16 protein-coding genes and 2 tRNA genes are annotated in these 19,592 nt (G+C 62.4%); 17 read left to right on the top strand and 1 reads right to left on the bottom strand.

Annotation, left to right across the window (positions count from 1 at the left end; all coding sequences use genetic code 11):
• Nucleotides 1-97: 97 nt before the first annotated feature.
• From dnaJ to ACWPW1_RS02990, 7 genes are all read left to right on the top strand, one after another.
• Nucleotides 98-1,231 (top strand): molecular chaperone DnaJ, encoded by a 1,134-nt coding sequence (gene dnaJ, locus ACWPW1_RS02960; protein ID WP_059313360.1) that lies wholly within the window; start codon nt 98-100, stop codon nt 1,229-1,231.
• A gap of 54 nt (nt 1,232-1,285) precedes the next feature.
• On the top strand, nt 1,286-2,092 hold the full coding sequence (gene dapB, locus ACWPW1_RS02965; RefSeq protein ID WP_173148572.1) for a 4-hydroxy-tetrahydrodipicolinate reductase: 807 nt from the start codon (nt 1,286-1,288) through the stop codon (nt 2,090-2,092).
• Nucleotides 2,093-2,268: 176 nt separating this feature from the next.
• A complete protein-coding gene (gene carA, locus ACWPW1_RS02970) occupies nt 2,269-3,405 on the top strand; it encodes a glutamine-hydrolyzing carbamoyl-phosphate synthase small subunit (protein ID WP_454252320.1) in 1,137 nt (378 codons plus the stop codon).
• A gap of 21 nt (nt 3,406-3,426) precedes the next feature.
• Nucleotides 3,427-4,083, top strand: a complete 657-nt coding sequence (gene leuE, locus ACWPW1_RS02975; protein WP_059313363.1) for a leucine efflux protein LeuE — start codon at nt 3,427-3,429, stop codon at nt 4,081-4,083.
• A 21-nt stretch (nt 4,084-4,104) separates the two neighbouring features.
• Nucleotides 4,105-7,326 carry a carbamoyl-phosphate synthase large subunit gene (carB, locus tag ACWPW1_RS02980; protein ID WP_454252321.1) on the top strand — a complete coding sequence of 1,074 codons (3,222 nt, stop codon included), beginning with the start codon at nt 4,105-4,107 and terminating at the stop codon, nt 7,324-7,326.
• Entirely contained in the window at nt 7,323-7,799 is a 477-nt protein-coding gene (gene greA, locus ACWPW1_RS02985) for a transcription elongation factor GreA (RefSeq protein ID WP_059313365.1), read from the top strand. The genes carB and greA overlap by 4 nt, the downstream gene beginning before the upstream one ends.
• Nucleotides 7,777-8,229, top strand: coding sequence for a hypothetical protein (locus tag ACWPW1_RS02990; RefSeq protein WP_454252322.1), 453 nt, complete (start codon nt 7,777-7,779; stop codon nt 8,227-8,229). Before greA ends, ACWPW1_RS02990 begins: the two co-directional genes overlap by 23 nt.
• Here ACWPW1_RS02990 and yhbY read toward each other — a convergent pair.
• Nucleotides 8,217-8,528: a ribosome assembly RNA-binding protein YhbY gene (gene yhbY, locus ACWPW1_RS02995; RefSeq protein WP_059313366.1), complete on the bottom strand. Its 312-nt coding sequence runs from the start codon at nt 8,526-8,528 to the stop codon at nt 8,217-8,219. The genes ACWPW1_RS02990 and yhbY overlap by 13 nt on opposite strands.
• A gap of 729 nt (nt 8,529-9,257) precedes the next feature.
• On the opposite strand from yhbY, the gene ftsH reads away from it, so the two are divergent.
• The 10 genes from ftsH (at nt 9,258) to infB (ending at nt 19,547) form a co-directional block, all read left to right on the top strand.
• Complete coding sequence (ftsH, locus tag ACWPW1_RS03000) at nt 9,258-11,177, top strand: ATP-dependent zinc metalloprotease FtsH (RefSeq protein ID WP_059313368.1); 1,920 nt, start codon at nt 9,258-9,260, stop codon at nt 11,175-11,177.
• Nucleotides 11,178-11,184: 7 nt separating this feature from the next.
• Entirely contained in the window at nt 11,185-12,048 is an 864-nt protein-coding gene (gene folP / locus ACWPW1_RS03005; protein WP_454252323.1) for a dihydropteroate synthase, read from the top strand.
• A complete protein-coding gene (gene glmM, locus ACWPW1_RS03010; RefSeq protein WP_454252324.1) occupies nt 12,048-13,385 on the top strand; it encodes a phosphoglucosamine mutase in 1,338 nt (445 codons plus the stop codon). The genes folP and glmM overlap by 1 nt, the downstream gene beginning before the upstream one ends.
• A 66-nt stretch (nt 13,386-13,451) precedes the next feature.
• Nucleotides 13,452-14,210: a triose-phosphate isomerase gene (gene tpiA / locus ACWPW1_RS03015; RefSeq protein ID WP_454252325.1), complete on the top strand. Its 759-nt coding sequence runs from the start codon at nt 13,452-13,454 to the stop codon at nt 14,208-14,210.
• Nucleotides 14,210-14,590, top strand: a complete 381-nt coding sequence (gene secG / locus ACWPW1_RS03020; protein ID WP_133863044.1) for a preprotein translocase subunit SecG — start codon at nt 14,210-14,212, stop codon at nt 14,588-14,590. Before tpiA ends, secG begins: the two co-directional genes overlap by 1 nt.
• Before the next feature lie 16 nt (nt 14,591-14,606).
• Nucleotides 14,607-14,692: transfer RNA gene (locus ACWPW1_RS03025), tRNA-Leu, on the top strand.
• Between the two features lie 85 nt (nt 14,693-14,777).
• Nucleotides 14,778-14,854: transfer RNA gene (locus ACWPW1_RS03030), tRNA-Met, on the top strand.
• Nucleotides 14,855-14,981: 127 nt separating this feature from the next.
• Entirely contained in the window at nt 14,982-15,440 is a 459-nt protein-coding gene (gene rimP, locus ACWPW1_RS03035) for a ribosome maturation factor RimP (RefSeq protein WP_059316809.1), read from the top strand.
• A 49-nt stretch (nt 15,441-15,489) separates the two neighbouring features.
• Nucleotides 15,490-16,962, top strand: coding sequence for a transcription termination factor NusA (nusA, locus tag ACWPW1_RS03040; RefSeq protein ID WP_007162649.1), 1,473 nt, complete (start codon nt 15,490-15,492; stop codon nt 16,960-16,962).
• Nucleotides 16,963-16,988: 26 nt separating this feature from the next.
• Nucleotides 16,989-19,547 carry a translation initiation factor IF-2 gene (gene infB / locus ACWPW1_RS03045; RefSeq protein WP_271653750.1) on the top strand — a complete coding sequence of 853 codons (2,559 nt, stop codon included), beginning with the start codon at nt 16,989-16,991 and terminating at the stop codon, nt 19,545-19,547.
• Nucleotides 19,548-19,592 lie beyond the last annotated feature (45 nt).

The raw sequence follows: 19,592 nt of genomic DNA on the forward strand, positions 1-19,592 counted from the left end.
CACCTGACGGGCTTCGGCCCGTCGGATCCGCCACGCGGGAGCCTGCTCCCGCGTTGGCGTGTCTGGAGGGTGAGAAAATTTAAGGTGCAGAAAGTCTATGGCCAAACGTGATTACTATGAGGTGCTCGGGGTCGAGCGCGGCGCCAGCGAAGCCGAGCTCAAGAAAGCCTACCGACGCCTGGCGATGAAATACCACCCGGATCGCAATCCGGGGGACGCAGCTGCCGAAGAGCAATTCAAGGAGGCCGCGGAGGCCTACGAAGTGCTGTCCGATGCGGGCAAGCGCTCGGCCTACGACCAGTACGGCCATGCTGGCGTCGATCCGAGCATGGGCGGCGGCGGTTTCGGCGGCGCCGCAGGGGGCGCGAACTTCTCCGACATCTTCGGCGACGTCTTCAGCGACTTCTTCGGCGGGCGCGGTGGTGCCGGTGGCCGCGGCGGTCCGCAGCGCGGTGCCGATCTGCGCTATACCCTGGATCTGGACCTCGAAGAGGCAGTGCGCGGGACCACGGTCACCATTCGCGTGCCCACCCTGGTCGAGTGCAAGGTGTGCGACGGCAATGGCGCCAAGCCAGGTACCTCGGCGTCCACCTGCCCCACCTGTGGCGGCATTGGCCAGGTGCGGATGCAGCAAGGTTTCTTCTCGGTGCAGCAAACCTGCCCGCGCTGCCACGGCAGCGGCAAGATCATTCCCGAGCCCTGCACGGCCTGTCATGGCCAGGGTCGCGTGGAAGAGCAGAAGACCCTGTCGGTCAAGGTGCCGGCGGGCGTCGACACGGGCGACCGCATCCGTCTGACCGGCGAAGGCGAAGCCGGGACCCTGGGTGGTCCCAGTGGCGACCTCTACGTGGTGGTCAATGTGCGCGAGCACTCGATCTTCCAGCGTGACGGCAAGCATCTCTATTGCGAGGTGCCGATCAACTTCACCGACGCCGCCCTGGGTGGTGAACTGGAAGTGCCGACCCTGGATGGCCGCGTCAAGCTGAAGATCCCCGAAGGCACTCAGACCGGCAAGATGTTCCGCCTGCGCGGCAAGGGCGTGACGCCCGTGCGTGGAGGTGGCGCTGGCGATCTGATGTGCAAGGTGGTGGTGGAGACCCCAGTCAACCTGAGCCGGCGTCAGCGCGAGCTGCTCGAGGAGTTTCGCAACACCCTGCAGAGCGACAGCTCCCATTCGCCCCGGGCCAGTGGCTGGTTCGACGGCATGAAGCGCTTCTTCGACGACCTCTAAACCGGCAGGGGCGCCGTCGCGAGGCGGCGCCCGGCCAGCAGCCTGGAGCTGATGATGCGACGTATAGCTGTAATGGGCGCCGCGGGGCGCATGGGCAAGACCCTGATCGAAGCGGTCCAGCAGACCCAGGGCGCTGCCGGCCTGACTGCTGCGGTGGATCGTCCCGAGAGCAGCCTGGTGGGTGCCGATGCCGGCGAACTCGCCGGCATCGGCCGTAACGGAGTGATGCTGTCGGGTGACCTGGCGCGGGTGCTAGATGACTTCGATGTCGTCATCGACTTCACCCATCCCAATGTGACCCTGCAGAATCTGGCGCTCTGCCGCAAGGCCAGAAAGGCCATGGTGATCGGCACCACCGGCTTTACCGCCGAGCAGAAGCTGACCCTGCTGGAAGCGAGCAAGGAAATCCCCATCGTCTTCGCCGCCAACTTCAGCGTTGGCGTCAATCTCTGCCTCAAGCTGCTGGATACCGCTGCCCGGGTACTGGGTGACGAGGTCGATATCGAGATCATCGAGGCGCATCACCGGCACAAGGTCGATGCGCCCTCAGGTACCGCCCTGCGCATGGGCGAGGTCGTGGCTCAGGCGCTGGGGCGTGATCTGGAGGAGGTCGCCGTCTATGGCCGGGAAGGCCAGACCGGTGCGCGGGATCGCCAGACCATCGGCTTCGCCACCGTGCGTGCCGGGGACGTGGTGGGCGATCACACGGTATTGTTCGCCAGCGAAGGCGAGCGGGTCGAGATCACCCACAAGGCGTCCAGTCGCATGACCTTCGCCAAGGGCGCGGTGCGTGCAGCCCTGTGGCTGAAGGACAAACAGCCAGCGCTATATGACATGCAGGACGTACTGGAGTTGCGCTGATCAGCTCGCAGGGGTGCAAGCCGTGATCAATTCGTGTACAATGCAGCTTTAGTGTATCCACTAAAAGCTAGCGCAGAATGAAATCACAACATTAAAACGGGATGACTCTTCGAGATGTCATCCCGTTTTTTTGCACCCTGCGTTTGCCCGCCAAGGCTTGATTTTCGGAGGTCTTCTTGACTAAGCCAGCCATACTCGCACTTGCCGATGGCAGCATCTTTCGCGGTGAATCCATCGGTGCCGACGGCCACACGGTCGGCGAAGTGGTGTTCAACACCGCCATGACCGGCTACCAGGAAATCCTGACCGATCCTTCCTATGCGAAGCAGATCGTCACCCTGACCTATCCGCACATCGGCAATACCGGCACCACGCCGCAGGATGGCGAGGCCGCTCAGGTCTGGGCTGCCGGGCTGATCATCCGCGACCTGCCGCTGCTGGCCAGCAACTGGCGTAACAAGCAGTCGCTGCCCGACTATCTCAAGGAAAACGGCACCATCGCCATTGCCGGGATCGACACCCGTCGACTGACCCGCATTCTCCGCGAGAAGGGCGCTCAGGATGGCTGCATCCTGACCGGCGAAGACGCCACCGAAGAGCGTGCCCTGGAATTGGCTCGTGCCTTCCCTGGCCTCAAGGGCATGGACCTGGCCAAGGAAGTCAGCGTCAAGGAACGCTACGAGTGGCGCTCCAGCGTCTGGTCGCTGGAAACCGACAGTCACGCCGAGATCCCCACCGAGCAGCTGCCCTACCACGTGGTGGCCTTCGACTATGGCGTCAAGCTGAACATCCTGCGCATGCTGGTGGCCCGCGGCTGCCGCATCACCGTGCTGCCGGCCCAGACCCCGGCCAGCGAAGCCCTGGCGCTGCAGCCCGACGGCATCTTCCTGGCCAACGGCCCGGGCGATCCCGAGCCCTGCGACTACGCCATCAAGGCGATCCAGGATGTTCTGGAGACCGAGATTCCGGTATTCGGCATCTGCCTGGGCCATCAGCTGCTGGCTCTGGCCTCCGGCGCCAAGACGGTGAAGATGCCCAACGGTCACCACGGCGCCAACCATCCGGTGCAGGATCTCGACAGCGGCGTGGTGATGATCACCAGCCAGAACCACGGTTTTGCCGTGGACGAGGCCAGCCTGCCGGCCAATGTGCGTGCCACCCACAAGTCGCTGTTCGACGGCACCCTGCAGGGCATCGAGCGTACCGACAAGGTCGCTTTCAGCTTCCAGGGTCACCCCGAGGCGAGCCCTGGCCCGCACGACGTGGCACCGCTGTTCGACAAGTTCATCCAGGCCATGGCCGCGCGCCGCTAAGGTTAGAGGAGGGTAGAGCCCATGCTGGCGAATCTGGGTGTCATCGACTTCTGGACCTATGTGGTCGGGACCCTGTTCGTCATCCTGTTGCCCGGTCCCAACTCCTTCTTCGTGCTCGCCACCAGCGCCCAGCGCGGCATCCGCAGCGGTTACCAGGCGGCTTCCGCCGTGTTCCTTGGTGACGCCGTGCTGATGCTGCTCTCGGCTCTGGGCGTCGCCTCGCTGCTCAAGGCCGAGCCGCTGTTCTTCCAGGTCCTCAAGTATCTGGGTGCGGCCTACCTGTTCTACCTCGGCTGGGGCATGTTGCGCGGCGGACTCAAGTCCTGGCGCAGCCCGGCCCAGGGCCAGGCCGAGGCGACCCTGCGCGAAGACGTCCATCAGCCGTTCCGCAAGGCGCTGCTGCTGAGCCTGTCGAATCCGAAGGCGATCCTGTTCTTCGTCTCCTTCTTCATCCAGTTCGTGGACCCCGGTTACGCCCATCCGGCGCTGTCCTTCCTGGTGCTGGGCGCGGTACTGGAAGCGATCAGCTTCTGCTACCTGTCGTTCCTGATTTTCTGCGGCGTTCGCCTGGCGGCCTGGTTCCGTCAGCGGCGTCGCCTCAGCGCAGGCGCCACCGGCGGCGTCGGCGCCCTGTTCGTTGGTTTCGGTGTGAAGTTGGCCACCGCGACCCTGACCTGATTACCTGCATTCGAGAAGCCCATGCCTAAGCGTACAGACATCAAGAGCATCCTGATCCTCGGAGCCGGCCCCATCGTCATCGGCCAGGCCTGCGAGTTCGACTATTCCGGCGCCCAGGCCTGCAAGGCCCTGCGCGAGGAAGGCTTCCGCGTCATCCTGGTGAACTCCAACCCGGCCACCATCATGACCGACCCCTCCATGGCCGATGCCACCTACATCGAGCCGATCAAGTGGGCGACGGTGGCCAAGATCATCGAGAAGGAGCGTCCCGACGCTCTGCTGCCGACCATGGGTGGCCAGACCGCGCTGAACTGCGCCCTGGACCTGGAGCGTCACGGCGTGCTGGAGAAATTCGGCGTCGAGATGATCGGTGCCAACGCCGACACCATCGACAAGGCCGAGGATCGCTCGCGCTTCGACAAGGCCATGAAGGACATCGGCCTGGCCTGCCCGGTCTCGGGTATCGCCCACAGCATGGAAGAAGCCTACGGCGTGCTGGAGAAGGTCGGCTTCCCCTGCATCATCCGTCCGTCCTTCACCATGGGCGGCACCGGTGGTGGCATCGCCTACAACCGCGAAGAGTTCGAGGAGATCTGCAACCGTGGTCTGGACCTGTCGCCGACCAACGAGCTGCTGATCGACGAATCCCTGATCGGCTGGAAGGAATACGAGATGGAGGTGGTCCGCGACAAGAAGGACAACTGCATCATCGTCTGCTCCATCGAGAACTTCGATCCCATGGGCGTGCACACCGGTGACTCCATCACCGTGGCTCCGGCTCAGACCCTGACCGACAAGGAATACCAGATCATGCGCAACGCCTCCCTGGCGGTGCTGCGCGAGATCGGCGTCGAGACCGGCGGCTCCAACGTCCAGTTCGGCATCTGCCCGAACACCGGGCGCATGGTGGTGATCGAGATGAACCCGCGGGTGTCCCGCTCCTCGGCGCTGGCCTCCAAGGCCACCGGCTTCCCCATCGCCAAGATCGCCGCCAAGCTGGCGGTCGGCTACACCCTGGACGAGCTGCAGAACGACATCACCGGCGGGCGTACCCCGGCGTCCTTCGAGCCGGCCATCGACTACGTGGTCACCAAGATCCCGCGCTTCGCCTTCGAGAAATTCCCCAAGGCCGACGCCCGCTTGACCACTCAGATGAAATCCGTGGGCGAGGTCATGTCCATCGGTCGTACCTTCCAGGAGTCCCTGCAGAAAGCCCTGCGCGGCCTGGAAGTGGGCGTGGTCGGCTTTGATCCCAAGCTGGATCCGGCCGATCCCGAGGCAGACAGCACCCTCAAGCGTGAGCTGACCGTGCCGGGCGCCGACCGCATCTGGTACATCGGCGATGCCTTCCGTCAGGGCTACAGCCTGGACAAGGTCTTCGAACTGACTCGTATCGATCCCTGGTTCCTGGTACAGATCGAAGACCTGATCAAGGACGAGGAGCGCATCAAGACCCTGGGTCTGGCCGATCTCGACTACGACCTGATGCGCAAGCTCAAGCGCAAGGGCTTCTCCGACGCGCGCCTGGCCAAGCTGCTCGGCGTCACCGAGAAGAACCTGCGTGCCCATCGCCACAAGCTCAAGGTGCTGCCGGTATACAAGCGGGTGGACACCTGTGCTGCCGAATTCGCCACCGACACCGCCTACCTCTACTCCACCTACGAGGAAGAGTGCGAGGCCAAGCCCAGCGGTCGCGACAAGATCATGATCCTGGGCGGCGGTCCCAACCGCATCGGCCAGGGCATCGAGTTCGACTACTGCTGTGTGCACGCGGCCCTGGCCATGCGTGAAGACGGCTATGAAACCATCATGGTCAACTGCAACCCGGAAACCGTCTCCACCGATTACGACACCTCCGACCGCCTGTTCTTCGAGCCGGTGACCCTGGAGGACGTGCTGGAGATCGTCCGTGTCGAGCAGCCCAGGGGCGTCATCGTCCAATACGGCGGCCAGACCCCGCTCAAGCTCTGCCGGGCCCTGGAAGAGGCTGGCGTGCCCATCATCGGCACCAGCCCCGATGCCATCGACCGCGCCGAAGATCGCGAGCGCTTCCAGCAGATGGTGCAGCGCCTGAATCTGCGCCAGCCGGCCAACGCCACCGCGCGCAGCGAAGACGAGGCCCTGGCCCTCTCCAAGAACATCGGTTATCCGATGGTGGTTCGTCCCTCCTACGTACTGGGCGGCCGGGCGATGGAAATCGTCTACCAGGAAGAAGAACTCAAGCGCTACATGCGCGAAGCGGTGAAGGTGTCCAACGACAGTCCGGTGCTGCTCGACCACTTCCTCAACTGCGCCATCGAGGTGGATGTGGATGCGGTGTGCGACGGCCAGACCGTGGTGATCGGCGCCATCATGCAGCACATCGAACAGGCCGGCGTGCACTCCGGTGACTCCGCCTGCTCGCTACCGCCGTATTCGCTGCCCAAGCACATCCAGGACGAGATCCGCGAGCAGGTCAAGAAGATGGCTCTGGAACTCGGCGTGGTCGGTCTGATGAACGTGCAGATGGCCGTGCAGGGCGAGGACATCTACGTCATCGAGGTCAACCCGCGCGCCTCCCGTACCGTGCCCTTCGTCTCCAAGTGCATCGGCGAGTCCCTGGCCAAGGTGGCCGCCCGCGTCATGGCCGGCAAGACCCTGGCCGAGGTCGGCTTCACCCAGGAAATCATCCCGCCGTTCTTCAGCGTCAAGGAAGCGGTGTTCCCCTTCAACAAGTTCCCCGGCGTGGACCCCATCCTCGGCCCAGAAATGAAATCCACTGGCGAGGTGATGGGCGTGGGCGACAGCTTCGGCGAAGCCTTCGCCAAGGCCCAGCTGGGCGCCAACGAGATCCTGCCGAACTCCGGTTGCGCCTTCATCAGCGTACGGGACGACGACAAGCCCGAAGCCGTGCAGGTTGCTCGTGATCTGGTCGGCCTCGGCTTCGAAGTCGTCGCCACTGCAGGTACCGCGCGGGTGATCGAGGCGGCTGGTCTGCCGGTACGTCGCGTGAACAAGGTGACCGAGGGTCGCCCTCACGTGGTCGACATGATCAAGAACGACGAAGTCACCCTGATCATCAACACCACCGAAGGCCGGCAGTCCATCGCTGATTCCTATTCAATCCGCCGCAACGCGCTGCAGCACAAGCTCTGCTGCACCACTACCATTGCCGGCGGCCAGGCCATTTGCGAAGCTTTGAAATTCGGCGCCGAAAAGACCGTGCGCCGGCTGCAAGATCTGCATGCAGGAGTTAAGGCATGACCAAGTACCCCATGACCGTCCAGGGTGCTCGCGCCCTGGAAGACGAACTCAAACACCTCAAGACCGAGCTGCGTCCGCAGATCACCCAGGCCATCGCCGAAGCGCGTGAGCTGGGTGATCTCAAGGAGAACGCCGAATACCATGCTGCCCGCGAACAGCAGGGCATGGTAGAGGCGCGGATCCGCGATATCGAAGGCCGGTTGCAGAACGCCCAGGTGATCGACGTAGCTGCCCTGCCGCACACCGGCAAGGTCATCTTCGGTACCACCGTAGAGATTGCCAACACCGAGACCGACGAGACGGTGACCTACCAGATCGTCGGCGACGATGAGGCTGATATCAAGCAGAGCAAGCTGTCGGTGGGTTCGCCCATCGCCCGCGCGCTGATCGGCAAGGAAGAAGGGGACGTGGTGCTGGTGAAGACCCCGGGCGGCGATGTCGAATACGAAATTGTCGCCGTCCGTCACGTCTGATCACCGCACCGGAGGCTGGCTCGCCAGGCTGCTCGCGGCAGCCTGGCAGCTGGCCCAGGTGTTCTGGGTCGGCCCGCTGGTCGCCCTGCACCTGTGCATCCCTGTGGCGCTCGCCCAGGCGGGCTGGGCGCCGCTGCTGATCCAGTCCGGGCGCGAAGAATTGCTGCGCATGATGCTCAGCGCTGCAGCCGGGGGGGTCTTTACCCAGGTCGTGGTGCTGGTGTGGTGGGCCGGCTTCAGCGCGCTGTGGCGCGATCTGCGCGGTCAGCTGCTGCTGGCCAGTGCGCTAGCCGTGGTGCTGCAGAACGAACTGGCGCGCTTCTGGACCGGACCGACCGCCCTGGCCGGCTACCTGGTCCTGTTGCTTTGCGGTCTGATCCTGGTGCTGCAACCTGTTCCCGGGCGTGCGCCCGGGGCTCAAGCGGTATAGCGCACCACGTTGGACAGGTTGCGATTCTGTTCGCGGGCCTTGCGATAGATCAGGGCCATCTTGCCAATCACCTGCACCAGCTCGGCCTTGCTCGACGCGCACAGTTCGTCGATCAGGGCCCGGCGGTCTTCGCGTTCGGTGACGGCCAGCTTGATCTTGATCAGTTCATGGTCGTTCAGGGCGCGTTCGAGTTCACCCAATACGCCTTCGCTCAGGCCGTTCTCGCTGATGGTGACCACCGGCTTGAGTTGATGACCGATCGCCTTGAACCGCTTTTTATGCTCGTTGTTGAGCGCCATAATTCACCCCAGATAAAAGCCGAGCAGTTTATCCCAGCTGTCCGGTGCCGCCCAGCGATACAAGAAAACTTACCGTGGCCTGCGCTCAGTCCAGCGTGCATGGGCTCAGGGAACACACGGGCAACGCCTGCGTCAAGCAGGCTCGGAAGGGCGGCTGGTCAATCGCCGGAAAATTTGTGCCATCGCTTGCGAGAGACTGCCGGATGTGACATTGCCGCCGTCGCTGGCAGTGCCGGATCCGTCTGATTTACAGGGGCGATTGATGGCTATCCGCGAGGCCTTGTTATTTTCAGCAGAGCCCCCATATGAATGGCCTTGATGTGGTAGGCCAGTCCAGGGCTGTCTATCCTGGTGCGCTGGCCATGAGCCTCGTGCGCCGGGTTGGTGTCCGGGTAGGCTGTCTGATCAGGGTCTTCCAGCGAGAAGGCTGCACGAATTTCCTCAAAGAGGGGCGTGGAAGCTTCGCTGTGGAGGTCAGGTGCGCTCTTTTCGCTTCGCGGGACGTGTCGCTCCAGCAGTATCTATTGGGTCGCGGTTTCAAGGGCGATTGAGAGAATTGATGGCCGCAACATCTGCCTTGCCCTAGAGTCAAAGGCAGAAGACTCATATAGCGTTACAGACGATGTCTGCCGTGGGCCAGGCTTTGTGTAGTAACTTACCGGTCACTGCCGGTTTCGCTTCGAACGGTTTACCCACGAAACCGGCGCAGAGGGTAGTCAATTGAACGACATGGCAAAGAATCTGATCCTGTGGCTGATCATCGCCGCGGTGCTCGTCACCGTGATGAACAACTTCTCCAGCCCCAACGAACCCCAGACGCTCAACTACTCCGACTTCATCCAGCAGGTGAAGGACGGGCAGATCGAGAGCGTGACCGTGGATGGCTATGTCATCACCGGCAAGCATCGCGATGGCGACCCCTTCAAGACCATCCGTCCAGCGATTCAGGACAATGGCCTGATCGGCGACCTGGTCAACAACAGCGTCACCATCACCGGCAAACAGCCCGAGCAGCAGAGCATCTGGACTCAGTTGCTGGTGGCCAGCTTCCCGATCCTGGTGATCATCGCCGTCTTCATGTTCTTCATGCGCCAGATGCAGGGAGGTGCCGGCGGTCGCGGTGGTCCCATGAGCTTTGGCAAGAGCAAGGCGCGCCTGTTGTCGGAAGACCAGGTCAAGACCACCTTCGCCGACGTCGCCGGTTGCGACGAAGCCAAGGAAGAGGTCACCGAGCTGGTTGAATTCCTGCGCGACCCGGGCAAGTTCCAGCGCCTGGGTGGACGTATTCCCCGTGGCGTGCTGATGGTCGGTTCGCCCGGTACCGGCAAGACCTTGCTGGCCAAGGCTGTTGCCGGTGAGGCCAAGGTACCCTTCTTCACTATTTCCGGTTCGGACTTCGTCGAGATGTTCGTCGGTGTCGGAGCCAGTCGCGTACGCGACATGTTCGACCAGGCCAAGAAGCACGCTCCCTGCATCATCTTCATCGACGAGATCGATGCGGTCGGTCGCCATCGTGGCAACGGCATGGGCGGTGGTCATGACGAACGCGAGCAGACCCTGAACCAGCTGCTGGTGGAAATGGATGGCTTTGAAATGAACGATGGCATCATCGTCATTGCTGCTACCAACCGTCCCGATGTCCTCGACCCTGCCTTGCTGCGCCCCGGTCGTTTCGACCGCCAGGTCGTGGTCGGGCTGCCCGACATCCGCGGTCGCGAGCAGATCCTCAAGGTGCACATGCGCAAGGTGCCGGTCGGTGATCGCGTCGATGCTAGCGTGATTGCTCGGGGTACTCCGGGTTTCTCCGGTGCCGACCTGGCCAACCTGGTCAACGAAGCTTCCCTGTTCGCCGCCCGTGCCAACAAGCGCATCGTCGACATGCGTGAGTTCGAGCTGGCCAAGGACAAGATCATGATGGGCGCCGAGCGCAAGACCATGGTCATGTCCGAGAAGGAGAAGCGTAATACCGCTTACCACGAAGCCGGTCATGCCATCGTCGGTCGCTTGGTGCCCGAGCACGACCCGGTCTACAAGGTCTCCATCATTCCTCGCGGCCGTGCCCTGGGCGTGACCATGTTCCTCCCTGAGGAAGATCGTTACAGCCTGTCCAAGCGGGCGCTGGAAAGCCAGATCTGCTCGCTGTTTGGTGGCCGTATCGCCGAGGAAATGACCCTGGGGTTCGAAGGTGTCACCACGGGTGCCTCCAACGACATCATGAGAGCGACTTCCCTGGCGCGTAACATGGTGACCAAGTGGGGCCTGTCCGAGAAGCTCGGTCCGCTGCTGTACGGTGAGGAAGAGAACGAAGGCTACCTGGGTCGTTCCGGTGGCGGTGGTGGTGGCAACATGTCGGGCGAGACTGCCAAGCAGATCGACGTCGAGATCCGCCGCATCATCGACGACTGCTACAACACCGCCAAGCGTCTGCTCGACGAGAATCGTGACAAGCTCGAACTCATGGCTGATGCTTTGATGAAGTACGAGACCATCGATTCCGATCAGATCGACGACATCATGGCTGGCAAGGTCCCGCGTGAACCGCGCGACTGGCACGATCGCGGTGGTCCGACCGGGGATGCGCCCGCATCGCCGCAGAGTGGCAGCGACCGTCCTGAGACGCCCATCGGTGGTCCGGCTGGAGAACACTGAAACACCCATGTTCAATCCGTTTCCTTCGACCCGATTGCCTTGCGGCAATCGGGTTCTTGTTTTTGACACGCCCAAAGTCATGGGCATCCTCAACGTCACCCCTGACTCCTTTTCTGATGGCGGCCGTTACACGGCAGTGGAAAGTGCCCTGCGTCATGCGGAAGCAATGGTGGCGGCCGGTGCGGCCATCATCGATGTAGGGGGTGAGTCCACCCGGCCAGGGGCCCCAGCGGTATCCGAGGCTCAAGAGCTTGATCGGGTAATTCCGGTGGTTCAGGCGATCGCTCGGGAGCTGGATGTCGTTATTTCCCTGGATACCTCCGCGCCAGCGGTCATGCGCGAAGGCGCTCTGGCCGGTGCTGGCCTGATCAACGATGTGCGCTCGCTGAAGCGTCCTGGCGCCCTTGAGGCGGCTGCCGCTACCGGCCTGGCGGTTTGCCTGATGCACATGCGTGGCGAGCCAAGCACCATGCAGCAGGCGCCCGTCTATACCGACGTCACGGGGGAGGTCGGTGCCTTTCTCGGCGAGCAGATCGCACGTTGCGAGATGGCTGGCATCGCTCGCGAGCGTCTGGTGCTGGATCCGGGGTACGGCTTTGCCAAGACCCTGGAACACAACCTCGAACTGTTTAAGCGGCAAACCGAATTGCTCGCCTTTGGGCTACCCTTGCTGGTGGGTGTCTCGCGCAAGAGCATGATCGGCGCGGTCACTGGACGGCCCGTGGAGGGCCGCCTGGCGGGTGGGCTGGCGCTGGCGGCCCTGGCGCTGACCAAGGGGGCCCAGATCCTGAGGGTTCATGATGTGGCGGAAACAGTGGACGTGGTGAAGATGATCACTGCGGTCGAAGGCTTCAGGCAGGAACAGAACTGATGGCAAGAAAGTATTTCGGAACCGATGGCATTCGCGGCAAGGTCGGGACCTATCCCATTACGCCGGATTTCATGCTCAAGCTGGGCTGGGCGGCGGGCATCGCCTTTCGCAGCCGCGGCGGCTGTCGGGTGCTGGTCGGCAAGGACACGCGCAACTCGGGCTACATGTTCGAGTCGGCGCTGGAGGCCGGTCTGTCCGCCGCCGGTGCGGACGTCATGCTGCTCGGTCCCATGCCGACACCGGGTATCGCCTATCTGACGCGAACCTTTCAGGCCAGCGCCGGCATTGTCATCAGTGCTTCGCACAATCCTTACTACGACAACGGCATCAAGTTCTTTTCCGGCGCCGGCACCAAGCTGCCCGATGAGCTCGAGACCATGATCGAGGAGCTGCTCGATACTCCGATGACCGTGGTCGACTCGGCGCGGATTGGCAAGGTCTCGCGCATCAACGATGCGGCCGGTCGCTACATCGAGTTCTGCAAGAGCAGCGTACCGACCGGTACCAGCTTCGCTGGGATGAAGATCGTGCTGGATTGCGCCAACGGTGCGACCTACAAGATCGCGCCCAGCGTCTTCCGTGAGCTCGGTGCGGACGTCAGCGTGCTGGGCGTGCAGCCAGATGGGCTCAACATCAACAAGGACTGCGGCTCCACTCACCTGGAGGGCCTGCAGCAAGCGGTGCTCGACCAGCACGCCGACATCGGCATCGCCTTCGACGGCGACGGTGATCGGGTCCTGATGGTGGATCACACCGGGGCGGCAGTGGATGGCGACGAGCTGCTCTATCTGATCGCGCGCGATCTCAAGCGCCGTGGTCGCCTCGAGGGTGGGGTGGTGGGTACCCTGATGAGCAATCTCGGTCTCGAGCTGGGGCTGGCCGATCTGGATATCCCCTTCGTGCGGGCCAAGGTCGGCGATCGCTATGTGATGGCCGAGCTGCTGGAGCGCAATTGGGTGTTGGGCGGTGAGAACTCCGGGCACGTGGTCTGCTGCCAGTACACCACCACTGGTGACGCTACCATCGCCGCGCTGCAGGTGCTGATCGCCTTGCGCAATGCCGGTCAGACCCTGGCCCAGGCACGCATGGCGCTGCGCAAGTGTCCGCAGGTGTTGATCAACGTAAGATTCGGTGGCGGCCAGGATCCTCTGGAGAATCCGCGGGTCAAGCAGGCCAGCGCAGAGGTGACCGAGAAAATGGCCGGCAAGGGACGGGTGCTGCTGCGTAAATCCGGTACCGAGCCGTTGGTCAGAGTCATGGTCGAAGGCGAAAACGAACGTGAGGTTCGTGCCCATGCCGAAGCGCTCGCTCAATTGATAACTGAGGTATGTGCTTGATTTGCTTGCATGCCTGTTTTCGATTGAGTAACATCTGCGCCCACTTCGCTCCCTGAGGTAAAACGCATGCGTCGTTCCCTGGTTGCCGGTAACTGGAAAATGCATGGCTCGCTGCAGAGCGTGTCCGCATTGGTCGCAGGCTTGAAAGGGTTGGACGGCGTGTCTGGTGTCGATGTCGTGGTGATTCCGACATTGGTGCATCTGCCGGGGGTGGCTGAAGGTTTGGCGGCGACGTCGCTGATGGTGGGGGCTCAGACCTGTGCTCCCGTCGCTGGCGAGAAGGCCCTTACTGGCGAGGTATCCTCGACGCAGTTGGTGGAATTCGGTTGCCGTTACGTATTGGTGGGGCATTCCGAGCGGCGTGCCCTGCTGAACGAGGATGACGAGGTGGTGGCGAAGAAATTCGCGGCCATCCAGGAGGGCGGGATGATTCCCGTGCTCTGCGTCGGTGAAACCCGTGAAGAGCGGGAGGCCGAGCGTACTCTGGACGTGGTCGGTGGCCAGCTGAAGGCGGTCATCGACGCAGTTGGAGTCGCGGCTTTCACCCGTGCCGTGGTGGCCTATGAGCCTGTTTGGGCGATAGGTACCGGGCTCACGGCGACGCCGGAGCAGGCGCAAGAGGTTCATGCGGCGATTCGCGCCCTGGTGCGTGAGGCCGATGCTGAAGTCGCTGAAGGGCTTCAGCTGCTGTATGGCGGTAGTGTCAAAGCCGCCAATGCTGCCGAGTTGTTCGGCATGCCGGATATCGATGGGGGGCTGGTGGGTGGTGCCTCCCTGAATGCTGAAGAGTTCAGTGCGATTTGCCGCGCTGCAGGACGTGGATAATGTTGGAAACTGCAGTTGTAGTGATCCACTTGCTGATGGCGCTTGGCCTGATCGTGCTGGTGTTGATGCAGCAGGGCAAGGGTGCTGAAGCAGGTGCATCCTTTGGTGCGGGTGCCTCGGGTACCGTTTTTGGTAGTCAAGGTTCTGCTACCTTTCTGAGTCGTTTTACTGCTATACTAGCTGCGGTTTTTTTCGCGACTAGTCTGGGTCTGGGGTATTACGCCAAAGACCGTGCGCTGGGTCTGCGTGAAGTGGGTCTTCCCACTCAGCCAGTCCAGCAGGCTCCTCAGCCGAAGCAGGATGGTAACGATGTTCCCCTAAGCCAGCCGCGTGCTGCTCAAGGCGGTACTTCCGGGGACGTGCCCCAGGAGTCCAAGTAGGTTTCAAAGGTTTCATGCCGAAGTGGTGGAATTGGTAGACACGCTATCTTGAGGGGGTAGTGGCCACAGGCTGTATGGGTTCGAGTCCCATCTTCGGCACCAAATAGCAAAGACGTCCAACAGGACGCGGCGAGAGAGTAGGTTGACTCTTATGGTAGAGTTGAATATAATCTCGCTCCAGCTTTGACGCGGGGTGGAGCAGTCTGGTAGCTCGTCGGGCTCATAACCCGAAGGTCGTTGGTTCAAATCCAGCCCCCGCAACCAGTTTTTTAAAGCCCCTTTATAGGGGCTTTTTGTTGGCTGGACAGTTCGGGTCGCGCTTTCTTGCGCAGACCTCTTAGGGATGGGCGTAATGCCCATTTTTTATTCTCAAAAAACGCGAGGCAACCAGGTGTCGAGCAAGCTAGAACAGTTGCAGGCCTTGCTGGCCCCCGTCATCGAGGCGCTTGGCTATGTCTGCTGGGGTGTCGAGTACATCTCCCAAGGGCGGCATTCGCTACTGCGTGTCTACATCGATCATCCCAATGGCATTCTCGTAGAAGACTGCGAGAAGGTCAGCCGCCAAGTCAGTGGCGTACTCGATGTGGAAGATCCCATCACCAATGAATACACCCTCGAGGTGTCTTCCCCCGGTATGGATAGGCCCCTGTTCACGCTGGAGCAATTCGCTGCCCATGCCGGTGAGCAGATAAAGGTCAAACTTCGGTCGCCCTTCGACGGGCGACGTAATTTCCAGGGTTTGCTGCGCGGTGTGGAAGACCAGGATGTCGTGGTGCAGGTGGACGAGCATGAGTATCTGCTACCCATCGAGATGATCGACAAGGCCAACGTCGTTCCCCGTTTCGAGTGATTTGAGCGCGAGACCGCGGATCCCAAGGATTGCGAATACGAGGCGTAAGATGAGCAAAGAAGTTCTGCTGGTAGTGGAATCTGTTTCGAACGAGAAGGGTGTTCCACCCGGCGTCATCTTCGAGGCACTGGAGTTGGCTCTCGCCACGGCTACCAAGAAACGCTACGAAGAAGATGTGGATCTGCGGGTGTCGATCAACAGACACAACGGCAGCTACGAGACCTTCCGCCGCTGGACCGTGGTGGAAGACGAAGACTATCAGCTGCCCGATTCGCATCTGACGGTGGAAGACGCCCAGGAAGAGCATCCTGGGGTCAAGGCCGGTGAAGTGATCGAAGAGAAGATCGAGTCCATCGAATTCGGTCGGATCGCTGCCCAGACCGCCAAGCAGGTGATCGTGCAGAAGGTGCGCGAGGCCGAGCGGGCTCAGGTGGTGGACGCCTATCGCGAGAAGGTCGGCGAGATCATCTCGGGAACCGTCAAGAAGGTCACCCGTGACAGCGTGATCGTCGACCTGGGCAACAATGCCGAGGCGCTGCTTCCGCGTGAGCACATCATTCCCCGTGAGACCTTCCGCATGGGCGTGCGTCTGCGCGCCCTGCTCAAGGAGATCCGTACGGAAAACCGCGGTCCGCAACTGATGCTGTCGCGTACCGATCCGCAGATGCTGATCGAGCTGTTCCGCATCGAAGTACCGGAAATCTCCGAGCAGCTGATCGATGTCATGGCAGCCGCTCGGGATCCGGGCTCGCGGGCCAAGATCGCCGTTCGCTCCAAGGACAAGCGCATCGATCCGCAGGGCGCCTGTATCGGCATGCGTGGTTCGCGTGTCCAGGCGGTATCCGGTGAACTGGGTGGCGAGCGTGTCGACATCGTCCTCTGGGATGACAATCCGGCGCAGTTCGTCATCAACGCCATGGCTCCGGCCGAAGTCGCCTCGATCATCGTCGACGAAGACAGCCGTACCATGGACATCGCCGTCGCCGAGGATAACCTGGCCCAGGCGATCGGCCGTGGCGGCCAGAACGTGCGCCTGGCCAGTCAGCTGACCGGTTGGACGCTCAACGTGATGACCGAAGCGGACATCAACGCCAAGCAACAGGCCGAGACCGGCGACATCATCCAGCGCTTCATCGACGAGCTGGATGTCGACGAGGAACTGGCGCAGGTGCTGGTGGAAGAAGGCTTCACTTCCCTCGAGGAAGTGGCCTACGTGCCCATGGAAGAGATGCTCAACATCGATGGCTTCGACGAAGACATCGTCAACGAGCTGCGTACCCGGGCCAAGGATCGCCTGCTTACCCGGGCCATCGCAACGGAAGAACAGAAGAGCCCCAGCGAAGATCTGCTGACCCTCGACGGCATGGATCCCCAGCTCGCCAGCGCGCTGGCCCAGCGTGGCGTGGTCAATCGCGAAGAGCTCGCCGAGCAGTCGATCGACGACCTGCTCGACATCAACGGCATGACCGAAGAGCGTGCCGGCAAGCTGATCATGGCTGCCCGTGCCCATTGGTTCGAGTAAGCGGCGCAGTCTGAGGAGAGAAGTGCATGACGCAAGTCACGGTGAAAGAACTGGCCCAAACGGTCAATACGCCGGTGGAACGTCTGCTACAGCAGATGCGCGAGGCAGGTCTGACGCATAGCAGCGCCGAGCAATTGGTGAGCGATGCGGAGAAGCAGGCGCTGCTGACGCACCTGAAGGGGACTGCGCAGCTCGACGAGCCAAGCAAGATCACCCTGCAGCGCAAGACCCAGACCACACTGAAAGTGGCCGGCAGCAAGACCGTCAGTGTCGAAGTCCGCAAGAAGAAAACCTTCGTCAAGCGCAGCCCTGCCGAGCTTGAAGCCGAGCAGCGCCGCGAGCAGGAAGCCCAGCGTGCCGCTGAAGAGGCTGCCGCCCAGGCGCGCGCCGAGGAAGAAGCCCAGCGTGCTGCTGAAGAAGCTGCACGTCAGCAGGCCGAAGCCGCTGCCCAGGTGGAGCAGGCGCAGGCCGTCGCTACCGAAGCCGCAGCCCCGGCTGCGCCGGAAGCACCTGCCGTGGTGGCCGAGCAGCAGCCCGCTGCCGAAGCTGCCACCGAGGCCAAGAAGGCCGATCCGGCTGGCGAGCGCAAGCGCGAAGAACCGCGTCGTCCCGTGCATCCTGCCCCGAGCAGCAAGCGCGAAGAAGACGAGCGTCGTGAGCGCAAGAATGCCCAGCATCGCCCGTCGATCAAGGACAAGGTCGCAGCTCCTCGTACCGTGCGCAGTGGCGACGACGAGGAAGAGGGCTTTGGCCGGCGTGGCGGTCGCGGTGGCAAGTCGCGACTCAAGAAGCGAAACCAACACGGGTTCCAGAGCCCGACAGGACCTGTAGTGCGCGAAGTCAATCTAGGTGAGACCATCACCGTCTCTGAGCTAGCTCAGCAGATGTCGGTGAAGGCCGCCGAAGTCATCAAGTTCATGTTCAAGATGGGGTCTCCCGCCACCATCAACCAGGTGCTCGACCGCGAGACGGCGCAGCTGGTGGCCGAAGAGCTGGGCCACAAGGTCAAGCTGGTCAACGAGAACGCCCTGGAAGACCAGTTGGCCGAATCCCTCAAGTTCGAGGGTGGCAAGGCCCTGCACCGTGCGCCGGTAGTGACCGTCATGGGTCACGTCGACCACGGTAAGACCTCGCTGCTGGACTACATCCGTCGCGCCAAGGTCGCGTCGGGCGAAGCCGGTGGCATCACCCAGCACATCGGTGCCTACCACGTGGAAACTGAGCGTGGCATGGTGACCTTCCTGGATACCCCTGGTCACGCCGCGTTCACCGCGATGCGTGCCCGTGGTGCCAAGGCCACCGACATCGTCATCCTGGTCGTCGCGGCCGATGACGGCGTCATGCCGCAGACCGAGGAAGCCATCCAGCACGCCAAGGCGGCAGGTGTCCCCATCGTCGTGGCGGTCAACAAGATCGACAAGCCCGATGCCGATCCGGATCGCGTCAAGCACGATCTGGCCGGTCGTCAGGTCATCCCGGAAGAGTGGGGCGGCGATACCCAGTTCGTGCACGTCTCGGCCAAGGCCGGTACCGGTGTGGACGAGCTGCTCGAAGCCATCCTGCTGCAGGCCGAAGTCCTGGAGCTGACCGCTACGCCGGAAGCACCCGGTCGCGGTGTGGTCATCGAGTCGCGCCTGGACAAGGGCCGTGGTCCGGTCGCTACCGTGCTGGTACAGAACGGTACCCTGCGGCAGGGCGACATGGCCCTGGTCGGCGTCAACTTCGGTCGCATCCGTGCCATGCTCGACGAGAACGGCAAGCCGATCAAGGAAGCCGGCCCGTCCATTCCGGTCGAGATCCTTGGTCTGGACGGTACCCCGGATGCCGGTGATGAACTCACCGTGCTGACCGACGAGAAGAAGGCCCGGGAAGTGGCGCTGTTCCGTCAGGGCAAGTTCCGCGAGGTCAAGCTGGCTCGCGCCCATGCCGGCAAGCTCGAGAACATCTTCGAGAACATGGGCCAGGACGAGAAGAAGACCCTCAACATCGTGCTCAAGTCCGATGTGCGCGGCTCCCTCGAGGCGCTGCAGGGTTCGCTGTCCGGTCTGGGCAACGACGAAGTCCAGGTACGTGTAGTCGGCGGTGGCGTCGGTGGTATCACCGAGAGCGATGCCAACCTGGCGCTGGCGTCCAATGCCGTGCTGTTCGGCTTCAACGTCCGGGCCGATGCCGGGGCGCGGAAGATCGTCGAGCAGGAAGGCCTCGACATGCGCTACTACAACGTCATCTACGACATCATCGAAGATGTGAAGAAGGCGCTGACCGGCATGCTGGGCAGTGACGTCCGGGAGAACATCCTGGGTATCGCTGAAGTACGTGACGTCTTCCGTTCGCCCAAGTTCGGCGCCGTCGCCGGCTGCATGGTCACCGAGGGCATGGTGCACCGCAACCGTCCGATCCGCGTCCTGCGCGAAGACGTGGTCATCTTCGAAGGCGAGCTGGAATCCCTGCGTCGCTTCAAGGATGACGTGGCCGAAGTGCGTGCCGGCATGGAATGCGGTATCGGCGTGAAGAGCTACAACGACGTCCGCGTCGGCGACAAGATCGAAGTGTTCGAGAAGGTTCAGGTCGCCCGTTCGCTGTAACGGCGAGACTGCACCAGGACGGCAGGTCGCGGACCTGGCAGAACC

The sequence above is a fragment of the Pseudomonas sp. Marseille-Q7302 genome, from assembly GCF_965111925.1.

Bases quoted from the DNA above. Each gene is read 5' to 3' on its own strand.
- dnaJ (WP_059313360.1), top strand. From the start codon at position 98: ATGGCCAAACGTGATTACTATGAGGTGCTCGGGGTCGAGCGCGGCGCC.
- dapB (WP_173148572.1), top strand. From the start codon at position 1,286: ATGCGACGTATAGCTGTAATGGGCGCCGCGGGGCGCATGGGCAAGACC.
- leuE (WP_059313363.1), top strand. From the start codon at position 3,427: ATGCTGGCGAATCTGGGTGTCATCGACTTCTGGACCTATGTGGTCGGG.
- carB (WP_454252321.1), top strand. From the start codon at position 4,105: ATGCCTAAGCGTACAGACATCAAGAGCATCCTGATCCTCGGAGCCGGC.
- greA (WP_059313365.1), top strand. From the start codon at position 7,323: ATGACCAAGTACCCCATGACCGTCCAGGGTGCTCGCGCCCTGGAAGAC.
- yhbY (WP_059313366.1), bottom strand. From the start codon at position 8,528: ATGGCGCTCAACAACGAGCATAAAAAGCGGTTCAAGGCGATCGGTCAT.
- ftsH (WP_059313368.1), top strand. From the start codon at position 9,258: ATGGCAAAGAATCTGATCCTGTGGCTGATCATCGCCGCGGTGCTCGTC.
- folP (WP_454252323.1), top strand. From the start codon at position 11,185: ATGTTCAATCCGTTTCCTTCGACCCGATTGCCTTGCGGCAATCGGGTT.
- glmM (WP_454252324.1), top strand. From the start codon at position 12,048: ATGGCAAGAAAGTATTTCGGAACCGATGGCATTCGCGGCAAGGTCGGG.
- tpiA (WP_454252325.1), top strand. From the start codon at position 13,452: ATGCGTCGTTCCCTGGTTGCCGGTAACTGGAAAATGCATGGCTCGCTG.
- secG (WP_133863044.1), top strand. From the start codon at position 14,210: ATGTTGGAAACTGCAGTTGTAGTGATCCACTTGCTGATGGCGCTTGGC.
- nusA (WP_007162649.1), top strand. From the start codon at position 15,490: ATGAGCAAAGAAGTTCTGCTGGTAGTGGAATCTGTTTCGAACGAGAAG.
- infB (WP_271653750.1), top strand. From the start codon at position 16,989: ATGACGCAAGTCACGGTGAAAGAACTGGCCCAAACGGTCAATACGCCG.